Source organism: Stutzerimonas stutzeri (assembly GCF_000935215.1).
Lineage (GTDB): Bacteria > Pseudomonadota > Gammaproteobacteria > Pseudomonadales > Pseudomonadaceae > Stutzerimonas.
The window spans coordinates 1-16,968 of the sequence record NZ_JXXD01000118.1; the positions used below are offsets into that span (position 1 = coordinate 1).

At 63.3% G+C, this 16,968-nt stretch carries 15 protein-coding genes; 11 read left to right on the forward strand and 4 right to left on the reverse strand.

Annotated features, from left to right (window positions below; all coding sequences use genetic code 11):
• On the reverse strand, window positions 1-384 hold a 384-nt coding region (locus tag LO50_RS13205), incomplete at its 3' end, for an AlkA N-terminal domain-containing protein (protein ID WP_044315284.1).
• Between the two features lie 188 nt (window positions 385-572).
• Here LO50_RS13205 and speE point away from each other — a divergent pair.
• Both speE and LO50_RS13215 read left to right on the forward strand, forming a co-directional pair.
• Window positions 573-1,433 carry a polyamine aminopropyltransferase gene (speE, locus tag LO50_RS13210; RefSeq protein ID WP_044315285.1) on the forward strand — a complete coding sequence of 287 codons (861 nt, stop codon included), beginning with the start codon at window positions 573-575 and terminating at the stop codon, window positions 1,431-1,433.
• A 330-nt stretch (window positions 1,434-1,763) separates the two neighbouring features.
• The gene (locus LO50_RS13215; protein ID WP_023445156.1) at window positions 1,764-2,105 is read left to right on the forward strand and encodes a ribonuclease E inhibitor RraB; all 342 of its coding nucleotides are present in this window, start codon (window positions 1,764-1,766) and stop codon (window positions 2,103-2,105) included.
• 11 nt (window positions 2,106-2,116) lie between these two features.
• Here the strand turns inward: LO50_RS13215 and LO50_RS13220 are convergent, their stop codons facing one another.
• Complete coding sequence (locus LO50_RS13220; RefSeq protein ID WP_023445157.1) at window positions 2,117-3,073, reverse strand: LysR family transcriptional regulator; 957 nt, start codon at window positions 3,071-3,073, stop codon at window positions 2,117-2,119.
• Window positions 3,074-3,182: 109 nt separating this feature from the next.
• Between LO50_RS13220 and LO50_RS13225 the strand changes: the two genes are divergently transcribed.
• The gene (locus tag LO50_RS13225) at window positions 3,183-3,935 is read left to right on the forward strand and encodes a sulfite exporter TauE/SafE family protein (RefSeq protein ID WP_044315286.1); all 753 of its coding nucleotides are present in this window, start codon (window positions 3,183-3,185) and stop codon (window positions 3,933-3,935) included.
• Window positions 3,936-3,957: 22 nt separating this feature from the next.
• Here LO50_RS13225 and chrA read toward each other — a convergent pair whose 3' ends face one another.
• Together chrA and LO50_RS13235 are read right to left on the reverse strand one after the other, a co-directional pair.
• The gene (gene chrA / locus LO50_RS13230) at window positions 3,958-5,178 is read right to left on the reverse strand and encodes a chromate efflux transporter (protein WP_044315287.1); all 1,221 of its coding nucleotides are present in this window, start codon (window positions 5,176-5,178) and stop codon (window positions 3,958-3,960) included.
• Window positions 5,179-5,241: 63 nt separating this feature from the next.
• Window positions 5,242-6,207, reverse strand: coding sequence for a DUF1853 family protein (locus LO50_RS13235; protein WP_044315288.1), 966 nt, complete (start codon window positions 6,205-6,207; stop codon window positions 5,242-5,244).
• Between the two features lie 212 nt (window positions 6,208-6,419).
• Here LO50_RS13235 and LO50_RS13240 point away from each other — a divergent pair, with 212 nt between their 5' ends.
• The 8 genes from LO50_RS13240 to LO50_RS13275 form a co-directional block, all read left to right on the forward strand.
• The gene (locus LO50_RS13240) at window positions 6,420-7,307 is read left to right on the forward strand and encodes an NAD(+) kinase (protein WP_003280695.1); all 888 of its coding nucleotides are present in this window, start codon (window positions 6,420-6,422) and stop codon (window positions 7,305-7,307) included.
• On the forward strand, window positions 7,307-8,278 hold the full coding sequence (locus LO50_RS13245) for a metallophosphoesterase (protein ID WP_044315289.1): 972 nt from the start codon (window positions 7,307-7,309) through the stop codon (window positions 8,276-8,278). The genes LO50_RS13240 and LO50_RS13245 overlap by 1 nt, the downstream gene beginning before the upstream one ends.
• Window positions 8,275-9,144, forward strand: a complete 870-nt coding sequence (locus tag LO50_RS13250; protein ID WP_044315290.1) for a rhomboid family intramembrane serine protease — start codon at window positions 8,275-8,277, stop codon at window positions 9,142-9,144. The genes LO50_RS13245 and LO50_RS13250 overlap by 4 nt, the downstream gene beginning before the upstream one ends.
• Window positions 9,145-9,205: 61 nt before the next feature.
• The gene (locus LO50_RS13255) at window positions 9,206-9,484 is read left to right on the forward strand and encodes a YeaC family protein (protein WP_003298300.1); all 279 of its coding nucleotides are present in this window, start codon (window positions 9,206-9,208) and stop codon (window positions 9,482-9,484) included.
• Window positions 9,484-10,317, forward strand: coding sequence for a DUF2797 domain-containing protein (locus LO50_RS13260; RefSeq protein WP_014820716.1), 834 nt, complete (start codon window positions 9,484-9,486; stop codon window positions 10,315-10,317). The genes LO50_RS13255 and LO50_RS13260 overlap by 1 nt, the downstream gene beginning before the upstream one ends.
• Before the next feature lie 220 nt (window positions 10,318-10,537).
• Entirely contained in the window at window positions 10,538-13,198 is a 2,661-nt protein-coding gene (gene pepN / locus LO50_RS13265; protein ID WP_044315291.1) for an aminopeptidase N, read from the forward strand.
• 410 nt (window positions 13,199-13,608) lie between these two features.
• Window positions 13,609-14,607, forward strand: coding sequence for a WD40/YVTN/BNR-like repeat-containing protein (locus tag LO50_RS13270; RefSeq protein ID WP_044315292.1), 999 nt, complete (start codon window positions 13,609-13,611; stop codon window positions 14,605-14,607).
• 16 nt (window positions 14,608-14,623) lie between these two features.
• The coding region (locus LO50_RS13275) for an efflux RND transporter permease subunit (RefSeq protein ID WP_044315293.1) at window positions 14,624-16,968 on the forward strand (2,345 nt) is incomplete at its 3' end.

Below are 16,968 nucleotides of genomic sequence, written 5' to 3' on the forward strand. Positions count from 1 at the left end.
CCGCACCGCCTGTTCGAACGGGTCATAGGCGGCTGGCAGGCGCAGGCCGGGGTTCGCGGCGATCAACGGGCCGAGCGCGGGATCGCTAGCGAAATGGGTGGCGATGGCCTGCGGGTCGGCATCCAGATCGAACATCCTGCGAATCTGCCCGACGAGTGGCTGGGTAGCCTGTTGCAGGGAGTCGCTGAGAGTCAGTTCGAGCGCTGAGCGGTCGGCCTGCGCGCGCACGCGGAGCCAACCGCAGGCTTCGCCGAGTCGCAGCGTACGCGCGTAGCCGTCAACGTCCAGCCGCTCCACGCCGGGCAACAGGCGCAGGGCGAAATGGCGGTGGAACTGCTGCCAGTCCCAGGGTTCGAGGTAGGGAAATTGGATGATTTCGTTCATGACCAGACTCTAGGATCTCCCGATGGCCTTGTCGTCCCGAGGTGTGCTTTTGCTGCCTGCGGTTTCCGCTGTCATCTTGGCCAACGTAGAATGCGCCTCTTTTCGGCAGGCAGGCTGCATCGCCCGTCAAGCCAGATTGCCATCATGCGGCGGAGCGCTGCTTCGTCGCCGGTCAAGGGAGATAACCCATGAGCGACTTTCAGGAAACTCTCTACGAGGGATACGGGCAGCGGTTCCAGGTCGACAAGCTGCTGCACGAGATGCGCACCGAGCATCAGCATCTGGTGATCTTCGAGAACCCGCGCATGGGCCGGGTGATGGCCTTGGACGGCGTGATCCAGACCAGCGAAGCCGACGAATTCATCTACCACGAGATGCTCGCCCACGTGCCGATCCTGGCTCATGGCCTGGCGCGCCGGGTGCTGATCATCGGTGGCGGCGACGGTGGCATCCTCCGTGAAGTGGCTCGTCATCGCGATATCGAAAGCATCACCATGGTCGAGATCGACGGCGCCGTAGTGGAGATGTGCAGGGAGTTCCTGCCGAATCATTCCGCCGGCACCTTCGAGGACCCGCGGCTGAATCTGGTGATCGATGACGGCATGCACTTCGTGGCGACCACCGAAGAGAGGTTCGACGTCATCATTTCAGACTCCACCGATCCCATCGGCCCGGGTGAAGTGTTGTTCTCGGAGAACTTCTACCAGGCCTGTCGCCGCTGCCTGAACGAAGGCGGCATTCTCGTTGCGCAGAACGGTACGCCGTTCATGCAACTGGGCGAACTGCAGACCACTGCCAAACGCATGCAGGGCCTGTTTGCCGACTGGCATTTCTACCAGGCGGCCGTGCCGACCTACATCGGTGGGGCCATGTCCTTTGCCTGGGGCGCGTGCAGTGCCGAGAGCCGCAAGCTGCCGCTGGAAGCTCTGATGCAGCGCTTCGCCGGCAGCGGCATCGTTACGCGGTATTACAACCCGCATGTGCACATCGGCGCGTTTGCTCTGCCGCAATACGTATTGCATGCGATCGCCAAGCCTAGCAACGACTGATTCCAGATCGTGATAGCGACGCAGTAACACGCGCTGTGCTTGATCCACGGCCCGCCCGGCAACGGTGCGGGCCGTTTTTGCATCCAGCGTCCGGGTTGAACTGCCGGGACTTTTCCGGGTTCTACTGGAGCGAGGCTGCGCGCTTGGGCCGGGGGTTAATTAAGCCCTCGCAGTTGGCTCCGCGGCCTGCTAGCTTGTCAGCGTGGACTGCGTCCACCGCGTCACTTCGACTAGCTGTTGCGACTCCCGTTTGCCCGATGTCTTGACGACGGAGCCGATCTCCCGCTGAGCTCGTGGCAACTTCATCCAGGTATGAGAGGAGGTTGATTTATGAGCACCACCTTCCACGAGGATGTCAGCAGCACCGTTCTGCGCCGGATGAAGGAGGGCGGTTTCGATTTCGCCCGAGTCCATCCAATCGAGTTCTATGCGGTATTTTCCGAACAGGACCGCGCTCAGAGGGCCGCGCAGAACTTTCGCGGCGAAACCATCAATACCCAGGTGTTTCCGCGTGAGGACGGAAGCTGGAATCTGCAGGTAAGCAAGGTGATGTATGCGACGTTCGATGGCATCGGCGATTTCGAGCAGGATCTTGAATACCTGGTCGAACCCCTCGGTGGGGTGCTTGATGGCTGGGGCGTCACCCAGGAGATCGAAGGTCAGGGTGCCTGACCGTTCTATCCTCACTCCCGCTTGAAGCCGCTCTGAAGTGCCTGGTCCCAGGGAGGGACCGGGCCGAAGCGGTTTTTCAGAAACTCCAGCAACAGACGGCTCCGCGAGTCGGCCTCGCGTCGCAATCGCAGCGCGTAGATGCCGCTGGCTTCCGGTTGCGGCAATCCCCCTTCGCAGAACAGCGGCAGCAGTTCGCCACGCAGCAGCTGGTCGCTGATCAGCCAGGTTGGCAGGTGGGCGATGCCAAGTCCCGCCAATGCCCCTGCCAGCAGCGCTTCGGCATTGTTCGCCACCATGCGCAGGCGGCCCGGACGCAGCAGTTGCGGTCGCCCGCCGCGCTCGAAGCGCCACGCATGGGGCGGCGCCAGCGCATCCCAGTCCAACCCATCATGGTCGGGCAATTCCTCCGGTTGTAGTGGCACGCCGCGGCGTTCCAGATAGGCGGGGCTGGCGCAGACTACTCGCACCATCGGCGCCAGCGGTGTGGCGACCAGACGGGTGTCGGCCAGCGGGCCGATGCGCAACACCAGATCGACCTCACCCAGGTGCTCGCCGTGCAGGTCGACGAAGCTGTCGATCAGACGCAGCTGGATATCGACTCCCGGATAGGCCTGGAGAAATTCGGCCAGGGCCGGCGCCAGATGACGGCGACCGAAGGGGGCCGGTGCGTCGATCCGGATGCGGCCTTCCGGTGCGCTGTCCAGCGACGTCGCTTCGGCGCGCGCCAGGTGCAGTTCCTGCACGATGCGCCGGGCGCGCTCGGCGAATGCCAATGCGGCGGGCATCGGGCGAACCGCGTGGGTGCTGCGGTTGAACAGCTGGCAGCCCAGTGCCTGTTCCAGTGCATCGATGCGCCGCGCCACCGCCGACGGTGTCAGGCCGTGGCGGCGCGCGGCGGCGGAGAAGCTGCCAGCGTCGAGCACATCGATGAACAGGCTGAGCTGGGCGGAAAGGGCGTCGGGCAGCATTCGAATTCCTTGCTTGTGCGATCTGCGCAAAGCCATTGTGCGTGGCTATGCGTACCGGCGCCAGCGGCGGCGGCGTACGATGAGCGCCCCTGTGAATTGGAGCGTCGGAATGCTGCTGGATATCGGAATGAACGTACTGCTCGGATTGGCGTTAGGCACGCTGGGCGGCTTGTTCGGTATCGGCGGCGGGCTGATTGCGATTCCCGTGCTGGGCGTGCTGTTCGGCCTGGACCAGCAGCTGGCGCAAGGCACCGCGTTGGTGATGGTCGTGCCCAACGTGCTGCTTGCCATCTGGCGCTATCACCAGCGCAATCGCATTGACTGGCGGCATGCCCTCGCGCTGGGCAGTGCCAGTTTCGTGTTCGCCATCGCCGGTGCGGCCGTTGCCGTGTCGCTGGATGCCGGGCGCATGCGCATGGCGTTCGTCGGCTTCCTGCTGGCCCTGGCTGCCTACACCTTGCTACGGGTGTTTCTGCGCCCGGCCGCCGGCGCCGGACACCTGCGTCATCCCTGGCCATGGCTGGGCCTGCTCGGTGCGGGTGCCGGAGCAATGGGAGGTTTGTTCGGTGTCGGTGGAGCGGTTATCGCCACGCCGATTCTGACCAGCGTATTCGGCACCTCGCAGGTGGTCGCTCAGGGCCTGTCGCTGGCACTGGCCGCGCCGAGCACCGGCGTCACTCTGGTGACCTATGCGCTGCATCATCAGGTTAACTGGTCGCTTGGCCTGCCGCTGGCGGTAGGCGGATTGCTCAGCATCAGCTTGGGCGTGCGGTTGGCGCATGCCTTGCCGGAACGTCTGCTGCGACTGCTGTTCAGCGTTTTTCTGGTGGCAAGCGCCGTGTTGCTGGCGATGGAAAGCTGATCGGCGCGATCCCGCCAGTCGTTTAGCTCGTCAGGCCGATCAGGCCACCACCCACAGCGCCACCGATCACCACCAGCCAGGGCGGTAGTTTCCAGTACATCAGTGCGGCGAGGGCGAGCAGGGCAAGGACGAAATGCTCTGGGGCCTTGATGCCGCTGGTCCATACCGGATCGTACAGCGCAGCCAGCAGCAACCCGACCACCGCCGCGTTGACCGCCGCCAGGGCTGCCTGCGTGCGCCGGTTGCTGCGCAGGCGCTCCCAGAACGGCAGCACGCCGATGACCAGCAGAAACGACGGCACGAATACCGCAACCAGGCACACCGCCGCTCCCAGCAAGCCGCTGGGCGATTCATTCATCGAGGCGCCGAGAAACGCGGCAAAGGTGAACAGCGGGCCGGGTACCGCCTGGGCCGCGCCGTAGCCAGCGAGGAACGTATCGCGGTCTACCCAGCCTGGCTGCACCACTTCGGCCTGCAGCAGCGGCAGCACCACGTGGCCGCCACCGAACACCAGCGCGCCAACGCGGTAGAACGCATCGAGCAACGCCAGCAACGGGTTGTCCGTGCCGCTGGCGAGTAGCGGCAACAGCATGAGCAGCGCAAAGAACAGCGCCAGTGCTGTGAGCGCGGCCCGACGCTTCACCGCAACGGGCAATACGACATGTGCTTCGGTGGTGGCAGGGCGAAAGAAAACCACCCCGATCAGACCCGCCGCGGCGATGACCGCAACCTGGCTCCAGATGAACGGGAGCAGCAGCACGGTGCTCGCCGCCGCCAGCGCAATGGCGATTCGCGGCGCGTCGGTGCACAGCGTTCGTGCCATGCCCCAGACGGCCTGGGCAACCACGGCCACGGCGACGATCTTCAGACCCTGAAGGACGCCAGCAGGCAGCGCGTCGCCCCATGTGGCGATTCCCAGCGCGAACAGCGTCAGCGCGATCGCCGATGGCAGGGTGAAGCCTGCCCAGGCCGCCAGCGAGCCACGGTAACCGCCGCGCAGCAAACCGATCGCCAGGCCTACCTGGCTGCTGGCCGGGCCTGGAAGAAACTGGCAGAGCGCGACCAGATCGGCATAGCTGCGCTCGTCCAGCCAGCGGCGACGCTGGACGAACTCCTCGCGGAAATAGCCGAGATGCGCGATGGGACCGCCAAAGGAGGTGAGGCCCAGGCGCAGGAACACCAGAAAAATGGTCCAGGCGTCGAGTCGGGAGGATGTCGAATGATGCTGCGCGTCGGTGGGCATGCGGGTTCGTCGGCTATCGATCTGTAGGGTCGAGTCGGGCAGGCAGTCTAGCTGTTCAAGGTGTCAGGTGGATGACAGCGGACGCGCTGCGGCGCCGTTGCAGGGCCAATCATCGGCAACCAGAAACAGCCGTTCCTGCTCCAGCCAGACGCCCGATGCATCCGGTTCGAGCCGCGCCAGCAGCTGCGCCCGCGCCTGTGCCGGATTGGCGGCCTGCCAGTCGGCGAACCGGTTGGCAGTCCACAGTTCGGCTTGCGTAACACGTGCTGGCGCGAGCCAGGCCGAGCGAGCGATAGGTTGCCAGACTGCGTCGGGATTCTCGGCCTGGAATCGCGGCCAGTCAGCCTGGCGCAGCCATCTGCCCTGCAGGTGGTGCGGGTTGGCGCCAAGTGGCGGTGTGCAGCCTTGCGGCCAGGGGCGAAATAGATAGCCGCTGAGCCAGAAGCTGCTTTGCACCGGGCGACCGGTGAGTTCGGCGAGCACCGCCAGCGTTGCTGGCTGGGTACACAGCGGCAGCTGGCGCTGGCACATATGGTCGAGTTTCAGATCGAGTCGATCGTGACTGCCGGGACCAAGCCAATGCGCGTGCCGGCTGCCATCGCCCTGCCCGAGCCCCAGGTAGAACTTCACGGCCAGCTCCAGGTGATGCACGCCCTGGTCATCGCAGAACAGCAGGTCCAGCTCGCCGAGGGTGCTGCCGTTCTGCCGGATCGGCAGATTGGCGGCGAGCAGCTGGATATCGGGTGCGTGGGACAGCGCGTATTGCCACAGTCGCTCGTAGTACAGGCCCAGTCGTCGAATGCGGTGCAGCGACAGCCAGGCTTCGAGAATCGATGGATCGGCATCCTGTTGCCACAACCAGTTGGCCAGTCTCTCCGGCTCGCTGTTCCAGCAGCTCGCGGACAGCGGGTGACGCTGACACTGCGGTGCCTCGTTCAGCAGCGGCGGCGAGAGGATCGTCCAGGCGAGATCGCGCACCTGCGGATGCTGGAGGCGGTTGGGGAGGGCGGAAAGACTGCACAGGCTCATGAATGCAGCATAGCTGTCGGTTTGCTGATGGTCCGGCGTTTCGCTGATAATCCCCTGCCGCTGAACACCGCGGCGAGCAGGGGCTCTAAGGCCTGTGCTGGAATTCAGGCGAATGGCCGATTCGTATCGGCGTCGTCGCCTGCGTGCTGCGTGTTATTTTCGAGCGCTGCGACTGCCCGCAACCATCCGCCCAGCCTCACCAGGGAACGTCAATGGAGCAATTCCGCAATATCGGCATCATCGGCCGCCTGGGTAGCTCCCAGGTGCTGGATACCATCCGCCGGCTGAAGCGATTCCTCGTCGAACGCCATCTGCATGTGATTCTTGAAGAGAACATCGCCGAGGTGCTGCCGGGACACGGCATGCAGACCTCGTCGCGGCAGCGGCTGGGCGAATCCTGCGACCTGGTGATCGTGGTCGGCGGCGACGGCAGCCTGCTGGGCGCCGCCCGGGCGATGGCCAAGCACCGGGTGCCGGTACTCGGCATCAATCGTGGCAGCCTCGGCTTTCTCACCGACATCCGTCCGGATGAGCTGGAAGAGAAAGTCGCCGAAGTGCTCAACGGCCAGTACACCCTGGAAAATCGCTTTCTGCTGGAGGCCCAGGCGCGACGCTTCGACGAGCCGATCGGCGAGGGCGACGCGCTCAACGATGTGGTGCTGCATCCGGGCAAATCCACGCGCATGATCGAATTCGAGCTGTACATCGACGGCCAGTTCGTCTGCAGCCAGAAGGCTGACGGCCTGATCGTGGCGACCCCCACCGGCTCCACTGCCTATTCGCTGTCGGCGGGCGGGCCGATCATGCATCCGCGATTGGACGCCATCGTCGTCGTGCCCATGTACCCGCACACGCTGTCGAGCCGTCCGATCGTGGTCGATGGCAACAGCGAGCTGAAGATCGTGGTGTCGCCGAACATGCAGATCTATCCGCAGGTGTCCTGCGACGGCCAGAACCACTTCACCTGTGCCCCGGGCGATACAGTGACGGTGCGCAAGAAGCCGCAGAAGCTGCACCTGATCCATCCGCTGGACCACAACTACTACGAAGTTTGCCGGACCAAGCTGGGCTGGGGCAGTCGCCTCGGCGGGGGCGATTGATGCAGCTTGATCCCGAACGCGGCTACGACCTTATCGGTGATGTGCATGGCTGCGGTCGTGCACTGGCGCGGCTGCTGGATCAGCTGGGCTACCGCCTGGAGGGCGGGGTCTGGCGCCATTCGCGGCGACAGGTGATCTTCCTCGGCGACATCATCGACCGCGGCCCGCATATCCGCGAGGCGCTGCATCTGGTCTACGACATGGTCGATCGTGGGCAAGCCTACTGCATCATGGGTAACCACGAGTTCAACGCGCTGGGCTGGTACATGCCGGCACCGCCGGGCAGCGGCCGGGAATTCGTGCGTGACCGCACGCCGCGCTTCGCCCGCCTGCTGCAGGAGACGTTCGAGCAGTTCGAACCGTATCCGGACGAGTGGCGAGCGTTCCGCGAATGGTTCTACGAGTTGCCACTGTTCTTGGAATCCGAGCGCTTCCGCGTGGTGCATGCCTGCTGGGACAGCTGGGTGATCGCACGCCTGCGTCCGTTTCTCAACGACGCCTGCCTCAATCCGGCAATCCTGCGCGAAGCCGGCCTGCCGGGCACCTTCATCTGCCAGGCGCTGGATCGGCTGCTGCGCGGCACCGATATGCCGCTGCCCGAGGGCATGACGCTGACCAGTGAGGAAGGTTTCGTGCGCACCTTCTTCCGCACCAAATTCTGGGAAGAGAACCCACAGACCTACGGTGACGTGGTGTTCCAGCCCGACGGCCTGCCGGACCATGCGGCGCGCATGCCGCTATCTGCGCAACAGAAGAATCGCCTCTTCCTCTACGGTCCGGACGAGCCGCTGTTGTTCGTCGGCCACTACTGGCGGCGTGGCCAGCCGGGGCCGCTGCGCGACAATCTGGCCTGCCTGGACTACAGCGCGGTGAAGAACGGCAAACTGGTGGCCTATCGACTGGATCAGGAAGTCCGGCTGGACCCGGCGAAGTTCGTCTGGGTCGATGTCTGCGCGGTGTTCCGAACATGAGTGTCGAGGTGAGCGAAGCGCTGCGCCTGCCGCTGTCGGAAGACCTCAGCGGTTTCATCGCCTTGCTGCGCCGTCTGCGGGTGCCGTGCCGGGTGTCGGAGGAGGGCGATCAACAGGTACTGCGCGTGCCGGTTGAGGTTGTCGAGCAGGTTCGTGACCTTTACGCGCGGCATCCCCATGGCGATGACAGCGTCGTCATCGAACAGCCGCGTCGCCGCGGCGGTTTCGTCGCCGCTCTGCGCGCCAGCCCGCTGACCGCGGCGGTATTGGTCATCACCGTGGTTGTCGCGGCTATCACCATGCTTGGTGAGAATTTCGCGACGATCCGCTGGCTGAACTTCGTCGACTTCCGTGTCGACGGTGAATACGCCTACTTCGCCTCGCTGGAGCAGACACTCGCTGCCGGACAATGGTGGAGGCTGATCACGCCGATCTTCGTGCATTTCGGCATTCTGCATCTGGCGATGAACAGCATGTGGTTCTGGGAGCTGGGGCGGCGCATCGAAGCCCTTCAGCGCGCCTGGGTGCTGCTGGCGCTGACGCTGCTGTTCGGTTTGGTGTCCAACTTCGCCCAGTACCTGTTCGGTGGCCCGGGTATTTTTGGTGGGCTTTCCGGCGTGCTGTACGGGCTGCTCGGGCACTGCTGGCTATATCAGAAGCTCGCGCCCAACGAGGCCTACCGACTGCCGCCCGGCGTGGTGGTGCTGATGCTGGTGTGGCTGGTGATCTGCCTCACCGGCGTCATTGAGGTGCTCAGTTTCGGCGCGTTGGCCATCGCCAATGCCGCTCATGTCGGCGGGTTGGTCGCCGGCTGCGTGACCGGCGTGATTGGCGGCACCCTGGTGCGCCATCGGCGCCAGCGCTGAGGCTTTTCCCTAAAGCACAGCTGCCCGGTAGAATGGCCGCTCGTTTCCCTCGGAGCTGGCCATGTCGACCTTTATCCAAACCGCCGAAAACATCACCCCCGAAATCTACCTGAACCTCAAACAGGCGCTTGAACTAGGCAAATGGGCTGACGGCCGCAAGCTGACCCCCGAGCAGAAGGAAACCTGCATGCAGGCGGTGATCGCCTGGGAGATGAAGAACCTCCCGGAAGAACAGCGCACCGGCTTCATGGGCGGTCAGGAATGTGCTTCCAAGAGCAAGAAGGCTGAGCCGGCCATCGATACCAGCCTGTTCGCTCCCGCTTCGGGAACCCGCCACTGATGCTCGAATTGGGACGCGGTGCGCTGAGCAAGATGTCGATCCAGCTCGGCGCACCGGCGCAGTATTCCTTCCGTCTGAACGACGAGCTGGTGCCGGTCAATCCGCTGATCGGCAAGACCCTGCGTCTGGAATACCTCGGCGCCATCAACTGCACCCATTGCGGTCGCAAGACCAACAAGAGCTTCAGCCAGGGTTATTGCTATCCCTGCTTCAAGAAGCTGCCGCAGTGCGATGTCTGCATCATGAGCCCGGAAAAGTGCCACCACGATTTCGGCACCTGCCGCGACCCGCAGTGGGGCATGGACTTCTGCATGACCGACCACGTGGTCTACCTGGCCAACTCGTCGGGCATCAAGGTCGGGATCACCCGTGCCACGCAACTGCCGACGCGCTGGCTCGATCAGGGCGCCAGCCAGGCGCTGCCGATCATGCGCGTCGCCACGCGCCAGCAGTCCGGAATGGTCGAAGACCTGCTGCGCAGCCAGGTGGCGGATCGCACCAATTGGCGCGCGCTGCTCAAGGGCGATGCCGAACCCATCGACCTGATCGAAATGCGCGAGCAGATCTTCGATGCCTGTGCCGATGGGTTGCGCGAGTTGCAACAGCGCTACGGGCTGCAGGCGATCCAGCCGGTGGCGGACGCCGAGGTGCTGGAGATTCGCTATCCGGTCGACGCCTATCCGACCAAGGTGGTCAGTCTCGATCTGGAGAAGACGCCCGTAGTCGAAGGTACGCTCAGGGGCATCAAGGGCCAGTACCTGATTCTCGATACCGGCGTGATCAACATTCGCAAGTTCACCGCTTATCAGGTCGCCGCCAGCGCTACCGCGTAGGGTGGATAACGCTTCGCTTATCCACCGCTTACGGCCGGCGGGCTCAAGGATGAGCGGCCTGGAACAGCCCTGTGGAAAAGGCTTCTCCGTTTCCACCCTACAAGTCCGTCGCGACAGACGCTAAGCTCGAACTCATCCGCAGCCCGGTTTCCGGGCTGGCAGTCCATCGCCAAATTCCTGCTTGAAGCTACCCGCTTGAAGCTCAGTCGACGAGGTTTCCATGCGTACCGAACAACCGAAAGTCATTCATCTGAAGGATTACCAGGCGCCTGAATACCTGATTGATGAAACCCACCTGACCTTCGAACTGTACGAGGACCGCACCCTGGTGCACGCCCAGCTGGTGATGCGCCGCAATCCCGAGCGCCCGGCTGGCAAGCTGCCGCCGCTGGAGCTGCACGGCCAGGAGCTTGAGCTGCAGGCCATCGCGCTGAACGACCGCGAGCTGAGCCTGGGCGACTACCAGATCAGCGAAGACTGTCTGACCCTGCAGCCGGACAGCGAAAGCTTCGTCATCGACAGCTCGGTGGTCATCCATCCGGAAAGCAACACCGCGCTGGAAGGGCTGTACAAGTCCGGCAGCATGTTCTGCACCCAGTGCGAGGCCGAGGGCTTCCGCAAGATCACTTATTACCTCGACCGCCCGGACGTGATGAGCAAGTTCACCACCACCGTGAGCGCCGAACAAAAGGCCTATCCGGTGCTGCTTTCCAACGGCAACCCGATTGCCAGCGGCAGCGAGGACAACGGTCGGCACTGGGCGACCTGGGAAGATCCGTTCAAGAAGCCGGCCTACCTGTTCGCCCTGGTGGCGGGTGACCTCTGGGCCATCGAGGACAGCTTCACCACCATGAGCGGGCGCGACGTGGCGCTGCGGATCTACGTCGAGCCGGAGAACGTCGACAAGTGCCAGCACGCCATGGACAGCCTGAAGAAGTCGATGAAGTGGGATGAAGAGGCCTACGGTCGCGAGTACGACCTGGACATCTTCATGATCGTCGCGGTCAACGACTTCAACATGGGCGCCATGGAGAACAAGGGCCTCAATATCTTCAACTCCAGCGCCGTGCTGGCCCGCGCCGAAACCGCTACCGATGCCGCGCACCAGCGCGTCGAGGCCATCGTCGCCCACGAATACTTCCACAACTGGTCGGGCAATCGCGTGACCTGTCGCGACTGGTTCCAGCTGTCGCTCAAGGAAGGCTTCACCGTCTTCCGCGATTCGCAGTTCAGCGCCGACATGAACTCGGCGACGGTCAAGCGCATCGAGGATGTCGCCTACCTGCGCACCCACCAGTTCGCCGAGGACGCCGGCCCCATGGCGCACTCGGTGCGCCCGGAATCCTTCATCGAGATTTCCAACTTCTACACCCTGACCGTCTACGAGAAGGGCGCCGAAGTGGTGCGCATGATCCAGACGCTGCTGGGCGACGAGGGCTTCCGCAAGGGCAGCGACCTCTATTTCGAGCGGCATGACGGCCAGGCCGTGACGGTCGATGATTTCGTCAAGGCCATGGAAGACGCCAACGGTGCCGATCTGACCCAGTTCAAGCGCTGGTACAGCCAGTCCGGCACGCCGCGCCTGGCTGTCAGCGAGCAATACGACGAGGCGGCGCAGACCTACCGCCTGACCTTCCGCCAGAGCTGTCCACCGACGCCGGGCCAGCCGACCAAGGAGCCGTTCGTGATTCCGGTGGCGCTGGGCCTGCTCGCCGCCGATGGTTCGGACATGCCGCTGCGTCTGGACGGTGAAGCCTCCGCCGTCGGAACCAGCCGCGTGCTGGCGGTGACCGAAGCCGAACAGACCTTTACCTTCGTCGACGTCGCCGAGCGTCCGCAGCCATCGCTGCTGCGCGGCTTCTCCGCGCCGGTAAAGCTGGATTACCCGTACGACCGCGACCAGCTGATGTTCCTGATGCAGCACGATTCCGACGGCTTCAATCGCTGGGAAGCGGGTCAGCAGCTGTCGGTGCAGGTGCTGCAGGAGCTGATCGGTCGGCATCAGCGTGGGGAAGCGTTGGTGATGGATGAGCGCCTGGTCGAGGCGCTATGCAGCCTGTTGCAAAACGAGACGCTTGATGCAGCCATGGTTGCCGAAATGCTTTCGTTGCCGGGCGAGGCCTATCTGACCGAAATCAGCGAAGTGGCGGACGTGGATGCCATCCATACGGCACGCGAGTTCGCCCGCAAGCGCATCGCCGACGCGTTGTTCGAGCCGCTGTGGCAGCGCTACCAGGCCAATCGCGAAACCTCGCGCAGCACGCCCTATGTCGCCTCGGCCGAACATTTCGCCCGTCGCGCCCTGCAGAACATCGCATTGTCGTATCTGATGCTGAGCGAAAAAGCCGAAGTCGTGGAAGCCTGCCTGGAACAGTTCGAGCAGGCCGACAACATGACCGAGCGCTTGACCGCACTGGCCGTGCTGGTCAACTCGCCGTTCGAGGCTGAGCGCGACAAGGCGCTGCAGGCCTTCGCCGAGCACTTCAAGGACAACCCGCTGGTAATGGACCAGTGGTTCAGTGTTCAGGCCGGCAACCCGTTGCCCGGCGGGCTGGAACGGGTGCAGACGCTGATGCAGCACCCGGCATTCACCCTGAAGAATCCGAACAAGGTGCGTGCGTTGATCGGCGCCTTCGCCAACCAGAACCTGGTCAACTTCCACCGCGCCGATGGCGCCGGCTACCGCTTCCTCGCCGACCAGGTGATCACCCTCAACGCGCTGAACCCGCAGATCGCCTCGCGGCTGCTGGCACCGCTGACCCGCTGGCGCAAGTACGACAGCGCCCGGCAGGCGCTGATGAGGGCCGAGCTGGAGCGCATCCTTGCGTCCGGAGAGCTGTCCAGCGATGTCTACGAAGTGGTGAGCAAGAGCCTCGCCTGACTCGACAAGGCCGATCGTGCAATGCGATCGGCCTTTCTTTTACGAGGGCCCGTTCCAGGCACTATCCACGGCAAACAACCTTCCTGCGTATCGTGACCATCCTCTGGCGCCTCGCGTCGGATCGTCACTGCGGGATCGAAAGGGGCGGTCGGCACATACTGGCCACTGGCCCAATCAGCCTGAGTGATCACGCGTCAATCATTGCGTGAGAGTTAACAATTCATAACGTCCGGCCAATTGTGCCTGTCTGTGGAAGCTGGCTAGGATGGCCGAGCCTGCATTACAGGCCTTACCTAATAAGAATAAAGGGGGTATGTATGAGTGAGCCCGTTCAGCGGCGCACACTATCCGGCCGCGCCGTGGTTCCATCCCAGGCGAGGGCGTCGCGTCTTCACTCATCGGTTGCCGGCATGCTTTCGCTGTGCGGCGCCTTCTCACTCCTGCTGCTCGCAGCATCGGCGCCCGCCCAGGCTGCTACCGATGGCCAGGCCCGCTACTCGATCGAGTCGGCCAAGGCGGTTTCCAATCTTCTGCTCGATATCACCCAGGCCGGCGAACGGCTAGTTGCGGCAGGCGATAGAGGCCACATTCTCTATTCCGACGATGGTGGCGCCAGCTGGATGCAGGCCAAGGTGCCGACGCGCCAGCTGCTGACGGCCATCGACTTCGTCGACGACAAGCACGGCTGGGCGGTTGGCCATGACGCGTTGATCCTGGCTACAGCCGACGGCGGTGAGAGCTGGACGGCGCAGTATGAGGATCGCGAACGCGAGGCCCCCTTGCTGGACGTCTGGTTCGAAGACACCCAGCACGGCATCGCGGTTGGCGCCTACGGTGCGCTGCTCGAAACCATCGATGGCGGTCAGAGCTGGGAGGACATCAGTGAGCGCCTCGACAACGAGGACGGTTATCACCTGAACGCCATCACCCATATTCAGGGCTCGGGCCTGTTTGTCGTAGGCGAACTGGGCGGAATGTTCCGTTCTGCCGATATGGGCGAAACCTGGGAGCGCGTCGAGTCGCCGTATCAGGGGTCGTTCTTCGGGGTAGTCGGCGGTTCGGAACCGGGGGTCGTGGTTGCCTTCGGGCTGCGCGGCCACCTGTTCCGCTCCATCGACTTCGGCGACAGCTGGGAAGGCATCGAGCTCGTCAACGGCAACGGCAATGTACTGGAGTCCGGGCTGGCCGACGGCAACCTGCTGCGTAATGGGCGCATCGTGGTGGTCGGTCACGGCGGCGCGGTACTCACCAGCGACGATCAGGGCCGTAGCTTCAAGCTGTTCAATCGCCCCGACCGCCGTTCGCTGTCGGGTGTCACCTCCGATTCCCAAGGCAACCTGATCCTGGTAGGGCAGGGTGGTGTTCGCATCGCCTCGCCATCGGGCGCGGATCTGGCCACACAACAATAAAGCCGGGAGAGTCTGCATGACCAAGCACCACCAGAAGCCGGCGTCGTTCCTCGAGCGCCTGATCTTCAACAACCGGCCGGCAGTCGTCGTACTCTGCCTGCTGATCAGCGCATTTCTCTTCTATCAGGCGGCCCAGGTTCGGCCGCAGACCAGCTTCGAGAAGATGATTCCGCTGGGGCATCCGTATATCCAGAAGATGCTCGAGCACCAGAATGATCTGGCCAACCTCGGCAACACGGTGCGGATCTCCGTGGCAGCAAAAGATGGTGACATCTTCGCCAAGGACTACATGGAAACGCTGCGGCAGATTCATGACGAAGTGTTCTATATCCAAGGTGTCGATCGCTCCAACATGAAGTCGCTTTGGAGTCCCAGCGTTCGCTGGACCGAGGTGACAGAGCAAGGCTTCGCCGGCGGTGAGGTCATTCCGCAGACCTATGACGGGTCGCCGGAAAGTCTCGATGACCTTCGCAGCAACATTCTCAAGTCCGGTCAGGTCGGGCGTCTGGTCGCCAATGACTTCAAGTCCAGCATCATCGACGTGCCGCTGATGGAGTCCTACTCGGATCCGGAAGATCGCAGCAAGCAGATCAAGCTGGACTACCAGAAGTTCTCCCACGAGCTGGAAGAGAAGATTCGCGACAAGTACGAGACGCAGAACCCGAATGTGGAGATTCACATCATCGGCTTCGCCAAGAAGGTCGGTGACCTGATCGACGGGCTGGTCGGTGTGGCGTTGTTCTTCATCGTCGCCATCGGCATCACCTTCGTCCTGCTGCTGTGGTTCACCCGTTGCCTGAAGAGCACCATTGCGGTGTTGATCACCACGCTGATCGCCGTGACCTGGCAGCTCGGCCTGTTGCACACCCTGGGCTTCGGGCTCGATCCGTACTCGATGCTGGTACCGTTCCTGGTCTTCGCCATCGGTATCTCCCACGGCGTACAGAAGATCAACGGCATCGCCATGGCCTCCGGCTATACCGAGGATCCGGTGACGGCGGCGCGCATGGCTTTCCGTCAGCTGTTCATCCCGGGGATGGTGGCGTTGCTGTCCGACGCGGTGGGTTTCGTTACCCTGCTGCTGATCGATATCGGCGTGATCCGCGAGCTGGCCATCGGTGCTTCGCTGGGCGTGGCGGTGATCATCCTGACCAACCTGATCCTGCTGCCGGTTGCGATTTCCTACATGGGCATCAGCCAGCGGGCGATCAAGCAGGCCCGCGAAGAAGCCTCGCGCGATCATCCGTTCTGGCGCGCGCTGTCGAATTTCGCCAGCCCGAAGGTGGCACCGATCTCCATCACTATCGCCGTGGTCGCGCTGGCGGGTGGCCTCTGGTACGGCCAGAACCTGAAGATCGGCGACCTTGATCAGGGCGCGCCGGAGCTGCATCCGGATTCGCGCTACAACCTGGACAACGACTTCGTCATTCGCAACTACTCGACCAGTTCCGACGTGCTGGTAGTGATGGTCAAGACCGCGCCGGAAGGCTGTTCGCACTACGACACGCTCGCCGCCATGGACGAGTTGATGTGGAAGATGCAGAACACCGAGGGGGTACAGTCGGCGGTGTCGATGGTGTCGGTGGCGCGCCAGGGCATCAAGGGCATGAACGAGGGCAGCCTGAAATGGGAAACGCTTTCGCGTAACCAGCATGTGCTGAACAACTCCATCGCCCGTGCCGAAGGTATGTACAACAGCGACTGCTCGCTGGCACCGGTACTGGTGTTCCTCAACGACCATAAGGCCGAGACGCTGGAACACGTGGTCGCCGCGGCGAAGGAGTTTGCCGAGGAGAACAACCGCGAAGGACTGGAGTTCGTGCTGGCGGCAGGTAACGCCGGTATCGAAGCGGCCACCAATGAGGTCATCGCAGCGTCGGAAACCACCATGCTGATCGCCGTCTACCTGGCCGTGAGCATCATGTGCCTGCTGACCTTCCGTTCGCTGGCGGCCACGCTCTGCGTGATCCTGCCGCTGGTGCTGACATCGATCCTCGGTAACGCGCTGATGGCCTTCATGGGCATCGGGGTGAAGGTGGCGACGCTGCCGGTGATCGCACTGGGTGTAGGTATCGGTGTGGACTACGGCATCTACATCTACAGCCGTCTGGAGTCGTTCCTGCGCCAGGGCATGACCCTGCAGGAAGCCTACTACCAGACCCTGAAGTCCACCGGCAAGGCGGTGATCTTCACCGGCGTCTGCCTGGCGATTGGTGTGGTGACCTGGGTGTTCTCGGCGATCAAGTTCCAGGCCGACATGGGTCTGATGCTGACCTTCATGTTCCTCTGGAACATGGTCGGCGCGATCTGGCTGCTGCCGGCCCTGGCTCGCTTCCTGATCAAACCGGAGAAGCTGCGTCA

Coding starts and splice junctions, on each gene's coding strand:
- LO50_RS13220 (WP_023445157.1), bottom strand. CDS start 3,073: ATGCTGCCCGACGCCCTTTCCGCCCAGCTCAGCCTGTTCATCGATGTG.
- LO50_RS13225 (WP_044315286.1), top strand. CDS start 3,183: ATGCTGCTGGATATCGGAATGAACGTACTGCTCGGATTGGCGTTAGGC.
- speE (WP_044315285.1), top strand. CDS start 573: ATGAGCGACTTTCAGGAAACTCTCTACGAGGGATACGGGCAGCGGTTC.
- LO50_RS13255 (WP_003298300.1), top strand. CDS start 9,206: ATGTCGACCTTTATCCAAACCGCCGAAAACATCACCCCCGAAATCTAC.
- pepN (WP_044315291.1), top strand. CDS start 10,538: ATGCGTACCGAACAACCGAAAGTCATTCATCTGAAGGATTACCAGGCG.
- LO50_RS13250 (WP_044315290.1), top strand. CDS start 8,275: ATGAGTGTCGAGGTGAGCGAAGCGCTGCGCCTGCCGCTGTCGGAAGAC.
- LO50_RS13245 (WP_044315289.1), top strand. CDS start 7,307: ATGCAGCTTGATCCCGAACGCGGCTACGACCTTATCGGTGATGTGCAT.
- LO50_RS13260 (WP_014820716.1), top strand. CDS start 9,484: ATGCTCGAATTGGGACGCGGTGCGCTGAGCAAGATGTCGATCCAGCTC.
- LO50_RS13235 (WP_044315288.1), bottom strand. CDS start 6,207: ATGAGCCTGTGCAGTCTTTCCGCCCTCCCCAACCGCCTCCAGCATCCG.
- LO50_RS13240 (WP_003280695.1), top strand. CDS start 6,420: ATGGAGCAATTCCGCAATATCGGCATCATCGGCCGCCTGGGTAGCTCC.
- LO50_RS13270 (WP_044315292.1), top strand. CDS start 13,609: ATGCTTTCGCTGTGCGGCGCCTTCTCACTCCTGCTGCTCGCAGCATCG.
- LO50_RS13215 (WP_023445156.1), top strand. CDS start 1,764: ATGAGCACCACCTTCCACGAGGATGTCAGCAGCACCGTTCTGCGCCGG.
- chrA (WP_044315287.1), bottom strand. CDS start 5,178: ATGCCCACCGACGCGCAGCATCATTCGACATCCTCCCGACTCGACGCC.